The sequence below is a fragment of the Leclercia sp. 119287 genome, from assembly GCF_009734485.1.
In the GTDB taxonomy this organism is placed as follows: Bacteria; Pseudomonadota; Gammaproteobacteria; order Enterobacterales; family Enterobacteriaceae; genus Enterobacter; species Enterobacter adecarboxylatus_C.
In genome coordinates this window covers 1,271,422-1,291,154 of record NZ_CP046445.1, presented here as the reverse complement: position 1 = coordinate 1,291,154, position 19,733 = coordinate 1,271,422, and the positions used below count along the sequence as shown (strand labels likewise).

Genomic DNA, 19,733 nt, shown 5'->3' with positions numbered 1-19,733 from the left:
CGCCGGGCGTTTTTACTCCCCCAGAATCCTCTTCAACACCGGTCCTATCGTCTCAAACGCCTGCGGGGAGATGATGTCCACGTGGGCACAGTCCTGGTGATAGATCTCCAGCTCCCCCACCCACGGTGCCCAGGCGGCGAGCGGGTCCATGGTTCGCGTGCGTTCAGCGACAAACAGCGTCGCTTTGCCGTCGAACTTCGCGCTGTGCGCCGTGGTCAACAGACGCACCGCATCGGCATAGTTGCCCTCGATGGCGCTAAACAGCTCTCCGGAGGCCTGCCCCTGCTGGGCGGCGAGGAACGCCTGACGCTCACGCTCGATCTCCGCTAAGACCTCCGGATCGAGGCCGTTAGCCTCTTTTTCACGCCAGTTTTGCGTCTCCGGCGGCCAGGTATCCAGCAGGCCAAGGAACGCAACGGCTTCCCCTTGCGCACGCAGGCGGGCGGCGATGCCCTGCGCCAGCGTGCCGCCGAGAGAGTAGCCGAACAGGTGATAAGGCCCGTGCGGCTGCTGGGCGCGCAGCGTCGCCAGGTGCTGGTCAATCACCTCGTCCAGGGTGGCGCAGTGCTGCATCGGTCCCGGTCGCGGCGACTGGATACCGGTAATCGACCAGCGCGGATTGAGATAGCGCGCCAGGACGCTGAACTGCCAGGCAAAACCGGAGGCCGGATGGAAGCAGAACAGCGTCGGGCCGTGGCTTTCGCGCAGGGGCAAAATCGTCTCGTAGCCCAGACGTCGGGCCTGCTCGTCGCTGATCTCGGATCCCAGCAGGGCGCTCAGCTTGCCCACCGTCGAGGCCACCATCACCTGGCCGGGGGTAACCTGGCGGGCAAAGTGGCGGCTCAGGCTGGCGGCAAGGCGCATCGCCAGCAGCGAGTGGCCGCCGAGGGCGAAGAAATCCGCCTCGATGTCGTTGATCTCGCAGCCCAGCAGGGCAGAAAACGCCGCGGCAATCGCCTGTTCGGCGTCGCTTTCCGGTGCGCGGCCCCGGGTCTTCATCGTCAGCTCCGGCAGCGGCAGCGCCTTGCGATCCAGCTTGCCGTTGGCGCTGAGGGGCAGCGCGCTGAGTTGCAGTAACACCACCGGCACCATATGCGGCGGCAGCTGGGTTTTCAGGGCAGTTAAAAGCGCGTCGCGATCCAGCGGCAGGCCGGATTCCGAGACCACATAGCCCACCAGCTGACGGGCATCGCCGCCGGTATCCGCCGCCTGGTTGATGACGCAGGCGTGGGTTACCGCCTGGGCCACGTCCGGCAGGGTCAGCATGGCCCGGTCGATTTCCCCCAGCTCAATGCGCTGACCGCGAATTTTCAGCTGATCGTCGCTGCGACCCAGATACTCCACCGCGCCATTATCCAGCCAGCGGGCCACGTCTCCGGTGCGGTACATGCGCTCGCCCGGCGCGTACGGGTCGGCGATAAAGCGGCTGGCGGTCAGATCCGGGCGGCCCAGGTAGCCCTGCGCCAGCTGGATCCCGGTAAGATAAAGATCGCCCGCCACGCCGAACGGCACCGGGCGCATCATCGCATCCAGAATGCGCAGGCCGGTATTCCACACCGGGAAGCCGATCGGCACGCTGTTGCCCTCTATTGCCGCCAGTTCCGGGCCAAAGGCCGGATACCAGCTGACGTCCACTGCCGCTTCGGTCGGGCCGTAGAGGTTATGCAGCGGCGCATGGGTGAGCTGCTCCCACTCCCGGCACAGCGCGGTCGGCAGGGCTTCGCCGCTGCAGAACACCTGCTTCAGGCTGGCGCAGCAGGCGGCGTTTTCCGGAGTCAGCGAGGCGACAAAGGCCGCCAGCATCGACGGCACAAAGTGGGTGGTGGTGACGCCGTACTTCGCGAAGAAGTCCTGCATCGCCAGCGGATCGCGGTGCGCCTCCGGCTCGGCCATCACCAGCTTCGCCCCGGCGATAAACGGCCACCAGAACTCCCACACCGAGACGTCAAAGCTGCACGGCGTTTTTTGCGCCACCACGTCGGCGGCGGTGAGCGGGTAGTGGTTTTGCATCCACAGCAGGCGGTTGACGATGGCGGTCTGGCCGACCATCACCCCTTTCGGCCGTCCTGTTGAGCCGGAGGTAAAGATGATATAGGCGGTCTGTTCCGGGGCACTGAGGTTGAGCGGTGCGCTGCTCTCCGCAGGCATTAGTGTGTTGTAACTAAAAAGAGCCGGATGGTTAAAGCGCGGGCGCTGGTCGTCGGTGGTGATTAACAGCGATGGCTTCGCGTCCTCGATCATCATCTGCAGACGATCGTCAGGATATCCGGTGTCCAGCGGCAGCCACGCGGCCCCCGCTTCGACGATGGCGTGCAGGGCCAGCGTCAGGAACACCGAACGCGGTAACGCCACCGCCACGCTGTCGCCGGGCTTCACGCCCCGGGCACGCAGCTGGTTCGCCAGGGCCACCACCTGCTCGCGCATCTGGCGGTAGGTCAGTTCGTGGTGCGCATCAGCCAGCGCCGGGGCGTCCGGGGTTTTCGCCGCCTGCTCCGCCACCAGCGTGCTCAGGGTGGTGAGCGGCAGAGGAACCGCTGTCTGGTTAATCTTTTCCAGCTGCTGATATTCGGCGTCAGAAACCGTTTCGGCCTCGCCGCAGCGCAGGTCGATATTGGCGGCAAACTGCGCCAGCAACCCATGCAGGCGATCGACGTGGCGCACAAGGGTGGCCTCATCGTAACGCTGCTTGTTGGCGAGGATCTCAATGCTCAGACCGCCCTGCTCGTCCGGGAACAGCGCCATCTCAAGGTCGTTGACAGGGCCGGTGGCGAGGGTATGCGTCACCGCCTGAACGCCATCGATATCCAGCTGGTAGTCGAAGACCTTGACGTTAAACACCGGGCCAAACAGCGCCTCGTCGCTGGCGGTGCGCCCGCTGTCGCGGACGATCTGCTCGGCGTCATACCGCTGATGGCGACGCATCTTTTTCATCTGCCCGGCCAGGCGCTGGGCCAGCTCCTGCAGCGTCTCCTGAGCGTTGATGTTCACCGCCAGCGGCAGCACGTTCAGCACCGGCCCGGTAGCGGTGAGCGCCGCGGAGCCCATCCGGCGCATAAAGATAAACCCGGCGGCATAGTTCATGCGTCCGGTCAGACGGGCGAGCCAGAGGGCCACCAGCGCCAGAGCGAGGTCGGTGCGCTGGATCTGGCTGGTACTGGCGAGCTGGCTGAAGGCGTAACGATCGGCGGTAAGCTTCAGGCGCAGAATGTCGGTGGTCGCGGCGCGACCCGGCAGCGGTGCGCTGGAGAGCGATACCGGCGGCGGGAGCTGCTTACGCTGCCCGGCCCAGAAAGCACCGTCGCGGACATACGCCTCGCTGTCGCGGTAGCGCTGATACTCCTCCACCACCTCGGCAAAGGGCGTAAACGGCGACGCCGGCGTGGCGTCGCCGTTAGACCAGGCGCGATAAATGGCGGCGATCTGACGGGTAATAGCGGGGAAGCTGAAACCATCCACCACTAAATGGTGATAGCGCTGATACCAGTACCAGCGGTTGTCCGCCACCTGAATCAGCAGGTGGAAAGCCAGCGGCTGGCCGCTGTCGACGCGCAGGTTCTGGTTAAGATCGGCGTGCATCTGCGCCTGCGCCGCGGCATGCGGATCGGCGTGAGCGCGAAGGTCAATAATCTGCGGCTCCGGCAGGGTAGCACTCTCGTCCACCCACTGCCCGATCTCGCCGTTGTCCTCGGTAAACCGCGTACGCAGGGTGTCGGCCTGCATCATGCCCGCCACCACCGCTTTCGCCAGCAGCGGCGCATCAACCGGGCCGATCAGCTCGACGTAATGGGCCACGCTCCAGGCGTTGGGCAGGTCGGAAAGCTGTTCCGCCATCCAGATCCCCGGCTGGGCGGCCACGAGAGGAAGTTGTGCGCTCATGGGGTCACCTGTGCAAAATGGGCCGGGATCAGGGTTTGCCACTGGGCTGCAAGCCACTGCTGACAGGCTTCCTGCGACTGCGGCTCGCACACCACGCGCCAGCCCTCAGGCAGGGCGCACTGCTGCGGCCACAGGCTGTACTGCTGTTGGGCGTTTTGCACAATGGCGAACAGGCCCTGCGGATCGTCGAAGGGGTTACTGAATTCCATACCAGACTCCATTATTAAATAAGCGGCTGCCAGAGAGTCATCAGCCCCTGCGTCAGCCCTCCCCGCCAGCAAAGTGCATCATGTCCGCCGTCCACCGGACGCCAGTAAACCTGCTGCTGTGTGTGCTGTAGCTCGGCGTACAGCGCCTGGCACGCGCGGTAGATCAGCGGTTCGCGTCGCCCCGCCTCAAGGACAATGCGCAGTCCCTGCGCCGACAGCTGTTGGTTTTTGAGTTGTTCGATAATCACGCCGTCCTGTTTGCCACCGCGATGGGGCCACCAGAAGGATCCCGACTGGCTGAGCACGCAGGCAAAACGCCCGGGCCAGTGCAGTCCGGCATAGAGCGCCGAGAGCCCGCCAAAGCTCTGTCCGGCGACCACCGTACGATCGGCCCGGTCGCTGAACGGGGCCAGCGCCTGCACCTGCGGGAGTAATTCCTCCTGCACCGCCAGCCAGAAGTCGGGGTTGCAGGGCAGCTCGTGGCTGCGATGGGCGGTATCGATAACGTCGATCAGCACATAAACGGCGGACGGCAGCTGGCCTGCGGCGGTGAGCGCAGAAAGCGCGGGCCAGATCGGCATACTTTCGGCCCAGAACTGGCCGTCGAGCAGCACCGCCAGCGGGCGCTCGTCAGAGGTATCCTCGCCGGTGGTAAAGATCCAGACCCGGCGGGTGTTGCCGAGCCTGGCGCTCTGCCATGAAATACACTGCGGGGGCATATAAGGGGTATCGAGCCGATCCCAGCCCGGCTGAACCGGTGCCTCGGGCATCTCCAGCGCCGAGACCGGATGACCGCGCCCGCCGCGCCAGTGCTGGCGGTTTAGCGGATCGGCAATAGCGCGCGGCAACAGCTTGCGCCAGCCTTCGCGCAGGGCCATGCGGTCCGGCGGATCGGTGGCAAACACCGCCTCGCTGAAGTCGTCCTCGTGAACAGAGGGGATAAAGCAGTAGCTACCCCGCCAGTTTGGGCTGAACTCGCCCTGCCACTGCCAGACGTCGGTGCCGGCAATGCGCTCCAGCGTCTGCGGATGGGCATTGTGGTGGTGATCGGTCACGCCGGTGATATAGAGCCATACCCGCTTCAGCGGCGAAGTCTGCTCTGTTCCGCCCGGATCGCGCCACCAGAAGGTCACCCGATAGTGATCCCCTTCCCGCACCCCTTCGGGCCCCTGTTTCGACTGCCACCAGGCGTCACTTCCCGTTTCCAGCGTCGTCACCGATATAACCCCATGACCTGTTCTGTTTTTTTGATAAAAGATAAACAATATCGATAATATTATTGATAACTATTTTCATTTGCAATAGCGTATGGGCGCGCTGTGGGAAGCGCGAACATTAAATAACCATGCCATGCGCTGCGTACTGACTCAGGACTGAGGGGTTTTCGCAGACTGCGGGCGATAGCCTCCCGCCGCCTCACCCATTCGGGACGGAGCCATGAGGCATGCGGCATCGAAAAGCAGGACATACAATGAATAACAAGCTTCACTCACTGGCCTTACTGGTCAATCTGGGGATTTACGGTGTGGCGCTGCCTGCGATGGCAGCCGATACCGCGGGCAACGAAGACACCATGGTGATCACCGCCGCCGAGCAGAACCTGCAGGCACCGGGCGTATCGACCATCACCGCCGATGAAATTCGTAAAAACCCGGCGGCACGCGATGTGTCAGAGATTATCCGCACCATGCCGGGCGTCAACCTCACCGGTAACTCCACCAGCGGCCAGCGCGGCAACAACCGCCAGATTGATATCCGCGGCATGGGCCCGGAAAACACCCTGATCCTGATTGACGGTAAGCCGGTGACCAGCCGTAACTCCATCCGTCTGGGCTGGCGCGGCGAGCGTGACACCCGCGGCGATACCGGCTGGGTGCCGCCAGAGATGATCGAGCGCATCGAAGTGATCCGTGGCCCCGCCGCTGCGCGTTACGGTAACGGCGCGGCGGGCGGCGTGGTGAACATCATCACCAAAAAGGTCAGCAACGAGTGGCATGGCTCCTGGAACACCTATCTGAATGCCCCTGAGCACGATGAAGAAGGCTCCACCAAACGCACCAACTTTAGCCTCAATGGCCCGCTGGGCGGGGATTTCAGCTTCCGCCTGTACGGCAACCTGGATAAAACCCAGGCCGATGCCTGGGACATCAACCAGGGCCATCAGTCTGAACGTACCGGCGCCTATGCCGATACGCTGCCTGCCGGCCGTGAAGGGGTCGAGAATAAAGACGTCAACGGCGTGCTGCGCTGGGACTTTGCCCCGATGCAGGCCCTGCAGTTCGAAGCGGGTTACAGCCGTCAGAATAACCTCTACGCGGGCGATACCCAGAACACCAACAACGATAACAGCAGCAACGGGCTGGTGAAGAAGAACTACGGCAAAGAGACCAACCGTCTCTATCGCCAGAATTTCGCGGTCACCTGGACCGGCGGCTGGGATAACGGCATCACCACTAACAACTGGGCGCAGTACGAACACACCCGCAACTCCCGTCTGGGGGAAGGGCTGGCGGGCGGCCTGGAAGGGCTGTTTAACAGCAACAAATTTACCGACACCGACCTGTCCGACGTGATGCTGCACAGCGAAATCAACCTGCCGATCGACTTTATCGTCAATCAGAACCTGACCCTGGGTACCGAGTGGGATCAGCAGCGGATGAAGGATATGTCCTCCAATGGTCAGGCCCTGCAGGGCGGTGCTGTTCCGGGAATGAGTGACAGCCGCAGCCCGTACTCCGATGCGGAGATCTTCTCTCTGTTCGCGGAGAACAACATGGAGCTGACCGACAGCACCATGCTGACCCCGGCGCTGCGCTTCGATCATCACTCTATCGTGGGCAACAACTGGAGCCCGTCGCTGAACCTGTCGCAAGGGCTGGGGGATGATTTTACCCTGAAGATGGGGATCGCCCGGGCCTATAAAGCCCCGAGCCTGTACCAGACCAACCCGAACTACCTGCTCTACAGCAAGGGCCAGGGTTGCTACGCGAGTGCAGACGGCGTCGGCTGCTATATGCTGGGTAACGAGGATCTGAAAGCCGAAACCAGCATCAACAAAGAGATTGGCCTGGAGTGGAAACGCGACGGCTGGCTGGCGGGCGTGACCTGGTTCCGTAACGACTACCGCGACAAGATTGAAGCGGGCTATGCCCCGGTGGGTCATACCTCTTCCGGTAAGGTGCAGACCGATATCTACCAGTGGGAAAACGTGCCGAAAGCCGTAGTGGAAGGGCTGGAGGGCACCCTGAACGTGCCGGTCAGCGACACCATCAACTGGACCAACAACATTACCTACATGCTGCAAAGCAAGAACAAGGAGACCGGCGATCGTCTGTCGATCATCCCGGAGTACACGCTGAACTCAACCCTGAGCTGGCAGGTACAGCAGGATGTCTCCCTGCAGTCGACCTTCACCTGGTACGGCAAGCAGCAGCCGAAGAAGTATAACTACAAAGGTCAGCCGGTGAGCGGTTCTGAGAAGGACGAAGTCAGCCCTTACAGCATCGTCGGCCTGAGCGCGACCTGGGACGTGACCAAATACGTCAGCCTGACCGGCGGCGTGGATAACGTCTTCGATAAACGCCAGTGGCGTGCAGGTAATGCCCAGACGACCGGGAATACCACCACCGGGGCCTATATGTATGGCGCAGGGGCGTATACCTATAACGAACCGGGCCGTACCTGGTATATGAGCGTGAATACGCAGTTCTGACAACAGCAAAAAGGCAACGTGAGTTGCCTTTTTCTTTATTCTCGCACCGTGCCGCGCCCGGCGGCGCTGCGCTTGCACGGGCCTACATACTCAACTCAACGGCACCAGGAACCGTCCGGGCGCGTGTGCTACCATAAGACCCCTTTTTGCGCGGCGAGAAGCATATGCAGACTACCTACTCCACGTTTCTTCTGGCCGGGCAAACCGTTCATTGTATTACCTTCGATCCTACGACTTTTACCGATGCCGATCTCCTGTGGCTCCCGCATCATCAGCTACTGTCCGAAGCCGGGCGCAAGCGCAAAGCCGATCACCTGGCCGGGCGCATCGCCGCCTTTCATGCCCTGAAGCGGCAGGCCATCCCCGGTATCGGCAGCAGCGGCGAACCGCTGTGGCCTGCGGGCGTGAGCGGCAGCATATCCCATAGCGGTACTCAGGCGGTTGCGATATGCCAGGAAAAGGGTGTTGTTGGTATCGATTGTGAAGCCATCATCAACGAACGTGAGGCCCGTGAAATCCAGGGCGGCGTAATCGATGCCCGGGAAGCACAACTCCTGGCCGGGAGCGGCCTTCCTTTCGATCTGGCCTTCACCCTCACCTTCAGCGCCAAAGAGAGCCTGTTCAAAGCCCTGTTTCCGCAGGTGCAGGCGTGGATGGGCTTCGACAGTGCGCGCGCCACGGCATTGACGGCCAACACCCTGACCTTATCCCTCTCCCGCCCTTTTCCGCCCTTTGCACAAAATCAGGCATTTACCCTGTACTGGAGCCAGATTAATACCCAGGTCATCACCCTAATCTGCGATGCATAACGGCTCAGGATCGTGATCCTTTTCTCCTTTTAAACAAATTAGCTGCCTAAACCGTAGACAGTTTTATCAGGCAGTCTTATCGTTACATTGAATAATAAATCATTATTGAATAAATATTCAATGTGGAGAAAAAGAATGAACACGACCTTTGTAAAATCCGCTTTACTGGCCTCAATGATCGCCGCTTCCGGCTCCCTGTTTGCCGCCGATAACGGACTCATTGCGATTATTACCCCCTCACACGACAACCCGTTCTTCAAGGCTGAAGCCGACGGCGCGGCGGCGAAAGCGAAAGAGCTGGGTTACACCACCCTTGTCGCCTCGCATGACGATGACGTGAACAAACAAAACCAGCTGATTGAGACCGCTATCGCCCGTAAAGCGAAAGCGATCATTCTGGATAACGCCGGGGCAGATGCCACCGTCGGTCCGCTGGAGAAGGCCAAAGCGGCAGGCGTACCTGCTTTCCTGATCGATCGTGAAATCAACAAAACCGGCGTGGCGGTGGCGCAGATTGTCTCGAACAACTATCAGGGGGCGCAGCTGGGTGCGGAGAAATTCGCCAAGCTGCTGGACGGCAAAGGCAAATACGTTGAGCTGCTGGGCCGTCCGTCGGACACCAACGCCCACGTGCGCTCCCAGGGCTACCACGACGTGCTGGATGACTATCCGGACATGAAGATGGTGGCGCAGCAGACCGCCAACTGGAGCCAGACCGAAGCCTTCACCCGTATGGAAGCCATCCTGCAAACCAACCCGGATATCGTCGGCGTGATCTCCGGAAACGACACCATGGCGCTGGGTGCCGAAGCGGCGCTGAAGGCCGCCGGGAAAAACAACGTGATTGTGGTCGGCTTTGACGGCAGCGACTACACCCGCGACTCGATCCTGAAGAAGGGCAATATCAAAGCTACCGTTCTTCAGCCGGGCTGGGAGCAGGCGCAGATGGCCGTTGAGCAGGCGGATTACTACCTGAAAAACGGCAAAGCGCAAAAAGACGAGAAACAGCTGATGGACTGCGTGCTGATCGATGAGTCCAACGCCAGCAAGCTGAATGTGTTCAACCTCAGCAAATAAGCGGAGGCAGTATGCGGTTAAAACAATGGGGCGCCGCGCTGACAGGCGCAGCCGCCCTGTTGCTGACGGCCTGCACCGTGGTGGATCTGGATGAGAACGGCAAGCCAATCATGCCTGCCGATCCCAACGCCAAAGCGAGCTTTGACAACCAGACCCCACAGCAGATCGCGCAACAAACCTGGCAGCCGCGGATCCTCGACGCCGCCAAAAATCATGCGCTGGACGCCAGCGCCCTCTCCACCCAGCTGAAAACGCCGTCTGACAAAGCGCAGAGCGTCTTCGTGCGCCTCAGCGGCAAAGTGGAGCGTGTGGAGGCCAGCAGCGCCAACGAGCAGAAACTGGTGATGACGGTGAACGGCCAGCCGCTTCAGATCCAGACCGGGCCGGTGATGCGCGGCAACGCCATCCGCGACGCGGCCGGCTTCCGCTTCGATGAATTTACCAATCAGGTGCAGTACGCCCAGCTCTCCCGGGCGTTAAACCGCGAGGCGGTGAAACATCTGCCAAAAGTCGATGACAGCTGGAGCGGCAAAAATGCCACCGTGATGTTCGCCACCACCCTGACGGGCGGCAAAGCGAATGAAGCGGCGGCGCTGGAACTGACACAGGAGGCGCCGTGATGAGCGATAACCCGGCAGAGGACATTATCCTCAGCACCCGCGGCATCTCGATGCTGTTTCCCGGCACCGTGGCGCTGGATAAGGTCGATTACCGCGTCTGGCGCGGCAAAGTGAACGTCATTATCGGCGAGAACGGCGCCGGAAAATCGACGCTGATGAAGATCCTTGCCGGGGTGCAACAGCCCAGCCTCGGCGAGATGTGGCTCAACGGCAAGCAGGTGGCGTTCACTAACACCCGGGATGCCGCTGCCCACGGGATCGGCATGGTGCACCAGGAGCTGAACCTGTTTGAAAACCTCAACGTGGCGGAGAACGTCTTTCTCGGTCGCGAGCTGCAAAAAGGGGTGACGCCGATTAACGAGGCGGAGCAGGAGTCCCGCACCGCGGCGCTGCTGAAACGCCTCGATCAGCCCATCTCCCCGCGGGAGCTGGTGGGCAACCTGAAGGTCGGGCAGCAGCAGCTGATCGAGATAGCCAAGGCGCTGGCCGAGGATGCCGACATCCTGATCCTCGACGAGCCCACCTCGGCGCTGAGTAAAACCGAGGTGGAGATCCTGTTTAGGGTGATCCGCGAGCTGACCCGCCAGGGCGTCACCATCATCTATATCTCCCACCGGCTGGAAGAGCTGATGGCGATAGGCGATGTGATCACCATTCTGCGCGACGGCAAATTCCAGGCCGAGGCGAAGGTGCAGGATATCGACGTGCCCTGGATCGTGCGCGAAATGCTCGGCAGCGATCCGGTAAGCAACTTCCTCGAGCCGGGCCGTACCTTCGGCGCGCCGGTGCTGGAGGCGGAACACATCACTTGCGTCAATGCCGCCGGAAATACGGTGGTCAACGACGTCAGCTTCCAGGTGAACGCCGGCGAGATCGTCGGCATCTACGGCCTGATGGGTGCCGGGCGTACCGAGCTGTTCGAGTGCATGCTCGGCACCGAGCGCAACTATCTGGGCAAACTGTGGCTCGACAGCAAACCGGTGCCGCAGCGGCTTACCACCGCCGAGCGCATCCGCATGGGGATGAGCCTGGTGCCGGAAGACCGCAAACGCACCGGGATCTTCCCCGGCTCGTCGGTGGCCAGCAACCTGACCATCGCCAGCCTGTGGCGCCGTCTGCAGCGCGGTTTCACCATCGCACAGAAAGCGGAGCAGGAGGTGGTGGCCAGCACCATCGGCAATCTGTCGATCAAGGTCTCCACCCCGGAAGTCGAGATCCAGGCGCTCAGCGGCGGCAATCAGCAGAAAGTGGTGATTGGCCGCTCGCTGCTGACCAACCCGAAGGTGCTGTTCCTTGATGAGCCGACGCGCGGCATAGATGTGGGTGCCAAAGCGGACGTGTTTCGCATGATGGTGCAGCTGTCGCAGCAGGGCATCGCGGTGGTGTTCTCCACCTCGGATTTGAAAGAGATTATGGCGGTATCGGACCGCATTCTGGTGATGTCCGGCGGCAAACTGACCGCCGATATTGTTCGCGATCGGGCCGACGAATCGGCGCTGGTCACCGCAAGTGCTCAGGGGTTCTAAGATGAAAACGACACAATCTGTCGCGCTGACGCCGCAAAAAGGGGCCGCGCCTTCCCGGGAAAAATTACTTCTGCTGCTGCTGAAGATGCGCACTTTCATTGCGCTGTTTCTGATTGTCGGCTTTTTCACAATGACCGTGCCAGGCTTTCTCTCTGCCGGAAGCCTGGTGATCATGATTAAGCATATCGCCATCAACGCGTTTCTGGCGCTGGGGATCACCTTCGTGATCATCACCGCCGGGATCGACCTGTCGATTGGCGCCACGCTGGGGCTGTGCGGGATGATCGCCGGGTGGATGATCACCAAAGGGATTGTGCTGCCGATGTTCGGCATCGCTATCTTCCCGAGCGTGTGGGTGATTGTGCCCATCGTGCTGCTGATTGGCGCACTTATCGGGGCGGTTAACGGCTGGATCATCACCCGCTATAACGTCGCGCCCTTTATCTGCACCCTTGGCACCATGTACGTGCTGCGCGGGGCGGCGATGCTCACCTCCGACGGCCAGACCTTCCCGGGCCTGTCAGGCAACCCGCAGCTGGGGAATACCGGCTTCGATGAGATTGGCGCCGGCACGCTGCTCGGCATCCCGTGGGCCATCTGGATGATGATCGTCCTGGCGCTGGCGATCGCCTACATTGCCCGCCGCCTGCCGTTTGGCCGCCACGTCTACGCCATCGGCGATAACGAACGCGCGGCAGAACTCTCCGGAGTGCGGGTCAAGCAGGTGAAAGTGCTGGTCTATACCCTGTCGGGGTTCTGCGCCGCCATCGCCGGGATTGTGGTCTCCGCGCAGCTGCTGGCGAGCCACCCGGCCAACGGCACCGCGTTTGAGATGAACGCCATCGCGGCGGTGGTACTGGGCGGCACCTCGCTGGCCGGTGGCCGCGGCACCATTCTCGGCACCCTGATTGGCGCCTTCGTCATCGGCTTCCTCGCCGACGGCCTGGTGATGATGGGGGTCAGCGAGTTCTGGCAGATGGTGATCAAAGGGATCGTGATTATCGTGGCGGTGATCATCGACCAGATGCAAAACCGGATGCAACAGAAAGCGGCGGTGGTGGCGCAAAAGGCGGTGATGGAAGGAAAGTAGCGCGGTTGTGCGGTCTTTGTGCCGGGTGGCGGCTTCGCCTTACCCGGCCTACAAGGTCAACGGCAGTTTTGTAGGCCCGTGCAAGCGAAGCGCCGCCGGGCAAAACTACGCTTTCAACAAACTCCGAGCCGTCGGGTAATCGGTGATCAACACGTCGATGTACTTCCCTTCCAGTGCCCCGCGAATGGCGTTGCGCTTTTCTTCCCCACCGGCCAGGGCAATCACCTGCGGACAGGCGCGGATCTGCGCCAGCTCCATGCCGATCACCGGATCTTCTTCCGGGCTCAGCACCGGCTCGCCTTTCGCATCGTAGTAGTGCAGGCAGATGTCCCCTACCGCCCCGCGCTCGGCCAGCAGTTTGAGCATATCTTCGTTGTAGTAGTTGCCGGAGTTTTTCAGCAGCTGCGACGGCTCCAGTTCGCCGATGCCGACAATCGCCACGTCCACTTCGGCGAATTTGCCCACCACCGCCGCCACGTCCGGGCTGCTCACCAGCCGGGCGCGCTCCTCCACCGAGTGCTCAATGCTCTGGGACGGCAACAGCCCTGCCGGGCAGCCGAGGTGCGCCGCCAGCTGCTGGGTGAGGATCGTCGCCTGCACGTTGCCGTTGGGGCCGACGCCGCCCAGCAGCTGGATCACCCCGGCGGCGCGGATATTCTGCGGGTGCATCTCATCCACCATGCAGCGGATGGTGCTGCTCCAGGAGGAGATCCCGACCAGGTCTTCCGGGCGCAGGCGGGTTTCAACATAGTGCGCCGCCGCGCTGCCGATGGCGTGCTTAATCTGGGCGCTGGACGGGTTCTCCCCCACGTCCACCACGATGGCCTGGCGGATGCCATACTGCTCTTCCAGCGCCTTTTCCAGCGAGACAAAAATGTTGGTCGGTTGCACCACGGTAATTTTGACCAGCCCCTCTTTCTGGCAGCGGGTCAGCGCTCGCGAGACAAAGGACTGCGAGAGATGCAGCAGCGAGGCAATCTCGGACTGCTTTTTATTCTCGCTGTAGTAAAGTGTGGCGATCTTGACCAGCAGTCGCTGTTCATCCTGCTTCGACATAACGTTCCCCTTAATCGACTGTCGTTATTTTTATTCATCCCTGAATATTTAACAAGCAAGCACCGTCGCGATCCGCCGGGCAAATGTGATCCTTTTCTCTTTTCTTCGAAATTTGCCTGCGCAAACCGTAGACAAACCCCGCTTATGGCGCTGCACTCCCTGCTAAGGGGCCGACTGGCGGCAAAAGGCAGCAATAACAAACGTCGGGTGTTTGTCGTGATCGGGGATGGTGAACTGACCGAGGGCAGTAACTGGGAAGCCGCACTCCATGCTACTTTTTCTGCTGGTTGTAACCCACTGGGCGGCTCCAGTCATCGTCATACTTGATATTCCCTTCGATATAAAACCACTCAATTCCTGAATAGGAAATTAAGATATTCTCCATCATTCCTGGCGTGCGAGAGCCCGGGATATAAGCATGAGAAGCATTAACTGACATGATCACAATGCTGGTAAGCGTAATTCTGTAAATCTCGTATTCAATGCCAGCCTCGTTGATGTCGTAATAGTGTATTACTGCCTTTTGCAGCCGCTTACTTTGGCAGACTGCAACCGCAAAATATGGCGAGGTTTTATCAATCTCTTTGTGCAGGGTAAAAGCGTTGTGTTCGCGCGAGCCCATAAGTTTACCCGTGTTGCGGCATGTGTTCTGGTACACACCGTAACTGCTGTTCATAATTTCAATTGCACCCTCACGGTCCAGCGCCATACAACTGCCTTTGATCAGCTGTCCATTTTCATCATAGAGATACATATAAGCTGGTAATGACATCGTTATTTCCCTTATTGATTACTTGAGACGTTCCAGTCATTGTCGATAAAGAACACGTAGCGATAATTTGAACCATTCAGCGTGTACGACACGCCATAGGTATAACCCGGCCTAAGCATCAGATTTAAACAGGAGTCTGGCCAGGAGAAAGAAACGTGCTCATTAGTGGCAAATTCTTTGTATTCTCCGCCCTGCATTGAAGAAATGTTATAGCGACTCAGGACGTCGGTTTTATCCACCGAAAAGCAAACATGCCCCTTATCAACGATGATTGAGCGCCAGGGGACTGCACGATCACCTTTACCACATCCGACAAGGGTTACAGATAACAGAATCAAGGATAAGTAGCGTTTCAATGCGGGAAACTCCCAAGCACTTTCTGATATCGAGCCATAAGTTTGAGGGTAGGCTCTGACGAGTCATAGTTTTTGAGGCGATACAGGTCGTTTCGATTTCCGAATCCATAGGTTTTGAGCAACCAGTAATCACTCACGATACATGCCTGATTTTCTATGCCGTAGTCCATCAAATTTGGTTTATTGAGCTCATAGTTGTAATCAACAGCCCATGAGAATGCGCCACGCGTTCTTACCATCATCCCGCGCTGGTGTTGCCAGACATGCATCATTTCATGCAGAAATATGTGCTGACCGCCTATGCGATCATTTTTGACGTGTGGCTGTGAAAAATCAGGCTCATACACCCCTTCCTGAAAATATATTTCGCCGTTTGGCGCCATGGCGACGTTGTTCGCCTGCATATTGAAAGGAAGGTAGCTGCTGCGGTGAATCCATACTTCGTTATAACGAATACTAAAAGCGTAGAGCGTGCGGGCCAGGTTAATTTCACCAAGGGTCAATAACCGCAGACCTCCGCGATTTATTCCATTCGACATTTAATCCCTCCAATAAGAAGGATTTATCATATCAACTGCGTAAAATTGTACAATTGTTTATGTGCTCAATAAAAATAGATAATACATTGATCTCGTTTATCATATTTCACATCGTTAAGCGCTAAACATAGCACCTATCTATTTTCGTTAGCATAGCTAATATTTAAACAATTCATATTGGTATTTAAACGGCCATTAATCCGGCATGACTGAGGTCAACATATTTTATTAGTCTGCCTTCGTAACCCTTTAAAATAAAAATTACTACAATTGCCTTAGGTCTTACTAAACCATTTTCTTTATAGCCTTTTACAGCCCTTATGTAGACCGGCGACCCTGCAACGATAAATGTGTCCTTCTGATTCTTCGCCATTAGTCCCCTATCGACGAGGATCATTCTGAAACAACTGGCGTAAAAACAGTATTACGCAGCGGTATGGCGCACCGCGATTGCGTTATTCCGCTCAGCCCGCCAGGGCAATCACCTGTGGGCAGGCGCGGATTTGCGCCAGCTCCATGCCGATGACCGGGTCTTCTTCCGGGCTCAGCACCTGCTTCGACATAACGTTCCCCTTAATCGACTGTCGTTATTTTTATTCATCCCTGAATATTTAACAAGCAAGCGCCGTCGCGATCCGCCGGGCAAATGTGATCCTTTTCGCTTTTCTTCGAAATTTGCCTGCGCAAACCGTAGACAAACCCCAGAGCAGGGCATATCTTACTATCATGAATAATAAATCAGCATTGAATATATATTCAAAGCGGTCATAAATCCCTGCTCTGACAGAGAGAACAGGGAAAAAACGTACCCGGCTGGAATAATTATTCACAACAGATTATAAATTCAGGAGGTATGTTATGAATCCGTTTTCGCTCTCCGTCGCGGAGCTCGAAACCCGGGCGCGTTCGATTCGTCGCCGGATCATCGTGCTGAATGCCGAAAGCCCGGCGGGCGGCCATACCGGCGCCGATCTTTCGCAGGTCGAACTGCTGACCGCCCTCTACTTTCGCATTCTGAACTGCTCCCCGCAGCTGAAGGACAGCGATGATCGCGATATCTATATCCAGTCAAAAGGCCATGCGGTGGGCGGGTATTACTGCGTGCTGGCCGAGGCGGGTTTTATCCCTGTCGAGTGGCTCTCCACCTATCAGCATGCCGACTCTCACCTGCCGGGCCACCCGGTGAAACACAAAACCCCTGGCATTGAGCTGAATACCGGCGCGCTGGGACATGGTCTGCCGGTAGCGGTGGGGATCGCCCTGGCCGCGAAACGCAACAACAGCAAGCGTCGGGTGTTTGTGGTAACCGGCGACGGTGAACTGGCGGAAGGCAGCAACTGGGAAGCCGCGCTGGTCGCCGCTCATTATCAGCTGGATAACCTTTTTATTATCAATGACAAAAACAACCTCCAGCTGGCGGGCTCTACCAAAGAGATCCTCAACACCGATCCGCTGGATGAGAAGTGGAGAGCCTTCGGCCTGGAAGTGACCGGCTGCAACGGCAATGACATGGCGGATGTGGTCGCCACGCTGGAAGGACTGAAGCCCAACGGCAAGCCGCATGTGGTGATTGCCCATACCACCAAGGGCGCGGGAATTTCATTTATTCAGGGACGGCCTGAATGGCACCACCGCGTGCCGAAAGGGGAAGAAGTTGAACTGGCGCTGGAGGAACTGAAAGATGAGTAATAGCGAACACCTTGCCACGGTGATGGTTAATGCCTTTATTGACGCCGTCGAACGCGGCGTGGACCTGGTGCCGGTGGTGGCAGACTCCACCTCCACGGCGAAAATCGCCCCCTTTATGCAGCGTTTCCCGGGCCGGCTGGTTAACGTCGGCATCGCCGAGCAGACGCTGGTGGGCGCCGCTGCCGGTCTGGCGATTGGCGGCAAGATCGCCGTCACCTGTAACGCCGCGCCCTTTTTGATTTCACGTGCCAACGAGCAGATCAAAGTCGACGTCTGCTACAACAACACTAACGTGAAGCTGTTCGGCCTGAACGCCGGCGCCAGCTACGGCCCGCTCGCCAGTACCCACCACAGCATCGACGATATCGCCATTATGCGCGGCTTCGGCAATATCGAAATTTACGCCCCGTCGAGCCCGAACGAGTGCCGCCAGATCATCGACTACGCCCTCGACCATGTGGGCCCGGTCTATATCCGTCTCGACGGCAAAAATCTGCCGGAACTGCACGATGAAAGCTACCGTTTTGCCCCGGGCAAGATTGACGTCCTGCGCACCGGCCACGACGTGGCGCTGGTGGCGATGGGATCGACGGTGCATGAAATAGTGGAAGCCGCCGCACAACTCGCGGAAGAAGGTGTTGACGTCACTGTTATCAGCGTTCCATCTATTCGTCCCTGTGATACCCAACAGCTGCTGGCGGCAATCGCCCCCTGCAAGGCGGTGGTGAGCGTCGAGGAGCATAACGTCAACGGCGGCGTCGGCAGCCTGGTGGCGGAAGTGCTGGCCGAGGCCGGATGCGCCGTGCCGCTGAAACGTCTGGGGATCCTGGATGGACAATACGCGATTGCCGCCGACAGAGCGTCAACGCGGGCACGTCATGAGATTGATGTCGCTGGGGTGGTGAAACACGCCCGGGAAATGCTGACGCGACAGATTTGCTGAAAATAACAACATCTTACTGGAGAGAGAAGCAATGTCCCGAATTCCTCAACAACTTACGATGGGCGTGATCATCGGCAACCGTGGGTTTTTCCCGAGCTATCTGGTGGCAGAAGCATGCGAGCAGGCGATCGCCCTGTTTGGCCGCCTGGGGATCAACACCGTGATGCTCGATCCGAGCCAGACCGAACTCGGCGGCGTCGAAACCCGTCAGGATGCCAAAGTGTGCGCCGAGCTGTTTCGCGCCCATCGCGATCGCATTCATGGCGTGGTGGTGCTGCTGCCGAACTTTGGCGATGAAAAAGCGGTGGCAGAAACCCTGCGTCTTTCTGGCCTGAACGTGCCGGTGCTGGTGCAGGCCGAGGAAGATAACCTCGATAAAATGGGGCTGGCGACCCGCCGCGACAGCTTCTGCGGCAAGATCTCCCTGTGCAACAACCTGCGTCAGTACGGCATTCCCTTTACCCTCACCTCCCAGCACGTCTGCGCCCTCACCGGCGAGGTGTTTGAACAGGATCTGAAGCGCTTCGAGCAGGTGTGCCGCGTGGTGAGCAGCATGCGGGGAGTGCGCGTGGGGGCTATTGGTGCCCGTCCGGCGGGCTTTAACACCGTGCGCTACAGCGAGAAATTGCTGGAAAGACTGGGCATTGCCGTGGAAACTCTCGATCTGTCCGAAGTCTTTACCCGCATTAAAACCCTGCGCGATGACGATATCCGCGTGGATGAAAAACGCCGGATTCTGATCGACAACGCCGACGCCAGCCGCATTCCGGCCGACAAGCTGGTGACTATGGCCAAGCTGTTTGTGGTGATCAGCGAGTGGGTGGTGGCCAACGACATCGACACCACCGCCATCCAGTGCTGGACCTCCCTGCAGGAGAACCTCGGCATTAACGTCTGCTCGATCATGAGCGTGATGTCCGGCCAGCTGATGCCTAGCGCCTGCGAGGTGGACGTGATGGGGGCCCTCTCCATGTATGCCCTGGCCAGCAGCAATATGAATCCGGCCTCCATTGCCGACTGGAACAACAACTTCGGCGACGATCGCGACAAATGTGTCCTGTTCCACTGCGGTAACTTCGCCGCCTCCAGCCTCGAATCCCCGCACATGGGCACCGCCGACATCATCGGTACCACGGTCGGGAAAGAGAACACCTGCGGCGCGGTCCACGGTCGTCTGAAAAGCGGCCCGCTGACCTACTTCCGCCTGAGCACCGACGATCTGACCGGAGAAATCAAAGCCTACGTGGGCCAGGGCCAGTCGGTGGACGATCCGCTGGATACGGTGGGCTGCCGGGCGGTGATCCAGGTCCCGCATCTGGAGAACCTGCTGAACTGGATCTGCCGCAACGGTTTTGAGCATCACGTGGCGATGAACCACTCCGCCAGCGCGGAGATCCTGCATGAAGCCTTCACCCGCTACCTCGGCGTTTCAACTTATCTCCATCGTTAAGGGCAGGAG

17 protein-coding genes and 1 pseudogene are annotated in these 19,733 nt (G+C 59.2%); 10 read left to right on the top strand and 8 right to left on the bottom strand.

Features of this window, described 5'->3' with window-relative positions; genetic code table 11:
• Positions 1-12: 12 nt before the first annotated feature.
• From entF to fes, 3 genes are read right to left on the bottom strand one after another with little or no spacing between them, the layout of a single operon-like run.
• Positions 13-3,876 carry an enterobactin non-ribosomal peptide synthetase EntF gene (entF, locus tag GNG27_RS06230; protein WP_156263166.1) on the bottom strand — a complete coding sequence of 1,288 codons (3,864 nt, stop codon included), beginning with the start codon at positions 3,874-3,876 and terminating at the stop codon, positions 13-15.
• Positions 3,873-4,085: an MbtH family NRPS accessory protein gene (locus GNG27_RS06225; protein ID WP_142488588.1), complete on the bottom strand. Its 213-nt coding sequence runs from the start codon at positions 4,083-4,085 to the stop codon at positions 3,873-3,875. The genes entF and GNG27_RS06225 overlap by 4 nt, the downstream gene beginning before the upstream one ends.
• A 14-nt stretch (positions 4,086-4,099) precedes the next feature.
• Positions 4,100-5,302, bottom strand: a complete 1,203-nt coding sequence (gene fes, locus GNG27_RS06220; protein ID WP_156263165.1) for an enterochelin esterase — start codon at positions 5,300-5,302, stop codon at positions 4,100-4,102.
• A 254-nt stretch (positions 5,303-5,556) separates the two neighbouring features.
• Between fes and GNG27_RS06215 the strand changes: the two genes are divergently transcribed.
• The 6 genes from GNG27_RS06215 to GNG27_RS06190 all read left to right on the top strand — a co-directional run bounded on the left by GNG27_RS06215 (position 5,557) and on the right by GNG27_RS06190 (position 12,919).
• Complete coding sequence (locus GNG27_RS06215) at positions 5,557-7,797, top strand: TonB-dependent siderophore receptor (RefSeq protein WP_142488585.1); 2,241 nt, start codon at positions 5,557-5,559, stop codon at positions 7,795-7,797.
• Between the two features lie 164 nt (positions 7,798-7,961).
• A complete protein-coding gene (entD, locus tag GNG27_RS06210) occupies positions 7,962-8,606 on the top strand; it encodes an enterobactin synthase subunit EntD (RefSeq protein WP_156263164.1) in 645 nt (214 codons plus the stop codon).
• Positions 8,607-8,741: 135 nt separating this feature from the next.
• The gene (locus GNG27_RS06205) at positions 8,742-9,683 is read left to right on the top strand and encodes a D-ribose ABC transporter substrate-binding protein (RefSeq protein ID WP_142488581.1); all 942 of its coding nucleotides are present in this window, start codon (positions 8,742-8,744) and stop codon (positions 9,681-9,683) included.
• 11 nt (positions 9,684-9,694) lie between these two features.
• Complete coding sequence (locus tag GNG27_RS06200; protein WP_142488579.1) at positions 9,695-10,303, top strand: DUF2291 family protein; 609 nt, start codon at positions 9,695-9,697, stop codon at positions 10,301-10,303.
• Positions 10,303-11,829 (top strand): sugar ABC transporter ATP-binding protein, encoded by a 1,527-nt coding sequence (locus tag GNG27_RS06195; RefSeq protein ID WP_185902339.1) that lies wholly within the window; start codon positions 10,303-10,305, stop codon positions 11,827-11,829. The genes GNG27_RS06200 and GNG27_RS06195 overlap by 1 nt, the downstream gene beginning before the upstream one ends.
• Before the next feature lies 1 nt (position 11,830).
• Positions 11,831-12,919 carry an ABC transporter permease gene (locus GNG27_RS06190; RefSeq protein WP_142488577.1) on the top strand — a complete coding sequence of 363 codons (1,089 nt, stop codon included), beginning with the start codon at positions 11,831-11,833 and terminating at the stop codon, positions 12,917-12,919.
• Between the two features lie 105 nt (positions 12,920-13,024).
• Here the strand turns inward: GNG27_RS06190 and GNG27_RS06185 are convergent, their stop codons facing one another.
• Positions 13,025-13,975 (bottom strand): sugar-binding transcriptional regulator, encoded by a 951-nt coding sequence (locus GNG27_RS06185; RefSeq protein WP_156263163.1) that lies wholly within the window; start codon positions 13,973-13,975, stop codon positions 13,025-13,027.
• Between the two features lie 174 nt (positions 13,976-14,149).
• On the opposite strand from GNG27_RS06185, the pseudogene GNG27_RS06180 reads away from it, so the two are divergent.
• A pseudogene (locus tag GNG27_RS06180) lies at positions 14,150-14,248 on the top strand (transketolase); the annotation flags it as partial.
• On the opposite strand, the gene GNG27_RS06175 reads toward GNG27_RS06180, so the two are convergent.
• From GNG27_RS06175 to GNG27_RS06160, 4 genes are all read right to left on the bottom strand, one after another.
• Complete coding sequence (locus GNG27_RS06175; RefSeq protein WP_156263162.1) at positions 14,247-14,747, bottom strand: type VI secretion system tube protein Hcp; 501 nt, start codon at positions 14,745-14,747, stop codon at positions 14,247-14,249. The pseudogene GNG27_RS06180 and the gene GNG27_RS06175 overlap by 2 nt on opposite strands.
• A gap of 11 nt (positions 14,748-14,758) precedes the next feature.
• Positions 14,759-15,103 carry a putative T6SS immunity periplasmic lipoprotein gene (locus tag GNG27_RS06170; protein WP_156263161.1) on the bottom strand — a complete coding sequence of 115 codons (345 nt, stop codon included), beginning with the start codon at positions 15,101-15,103 and terminating at the stop codon, positions 14,759-14,761.
• Positions 15,100-15,642, bottom strand: coding sequence for a type IV secretion protein Rhs (locus tag GNG27_RS06165; RefSeq protein ID WP_156263160.1), 543 nt, complete (start codon positions 15,640-15,642; stop codon positions 15,100-15,102). The genes GNG27_RS06170 and GNG27_RS06165 overlap by 4 nt, the downstream gene beginning before the upstream one ends.
• 184 nt (positions 15,643-15,826) lie before the next feature.
• Positions 15,827-16,015: a hypothetical protein gene (locus GNG27_RS06160; protein ID WP_142488567.1), complete on the bottom strand. Its 189-nt coding sequence runs from the start codon at positions 16,013-16,015 to the stop codon at positions 15,827-15,829.
• A 485-nt stretch (positions 16,016-16,500) separates the two neighbouring features.
• Here GNG27_RS06160 and GNG27_RS06155 point away from each other — a divergent pair, with 485 nt between their 5' ends.
• Genes GNG27_RS06155 through GNG27_RS06145 form a run of 3 tightly spaced genes read left to right on the top strand, consistent with a single transcriptional unit; the run spans position 16,501 to position 19,724 of the window.
• Positions 16,501-17,331, top strand: a complete 831-nt coding sequence (locus tag GNG27_RS06155) for a transketolase (RefSeq protein ID WP_156263159.1) — start codon at positions 16,501-16,503, stop codon at positions 17,329-17,331.
• Complete coding sequence (locus GNG27_RS06150) at positions 17,324-18,274, top strand: transketolase family protein (protein WP_156263158.1); 951 nt, start codon at positions 17,324-17,326, stop codon at positions 18,272-18,274. Before GNG27_RS06155 ends, GNG27_RS06150 begins: the two co-directional genes overlap by 8 nt.
• 31 nt (positions 18,275-18,305) lie before the next feature.
• Positions 18,306-19,724 carry an L-fucose/L-arabinose isomerase family protein gene (locus GNG27_RS06145; protein ID WP_156263157.1) on the top strand — a complete coding sequence of 473 codons (1,419 nt, stop codon included), beginning with the start codon at positions 18,306-18,308 and terminating at the stop codon, positions 19,722-19,724.
• Positions 19,725-19,733: the final 9 nt, after the last annotated feature.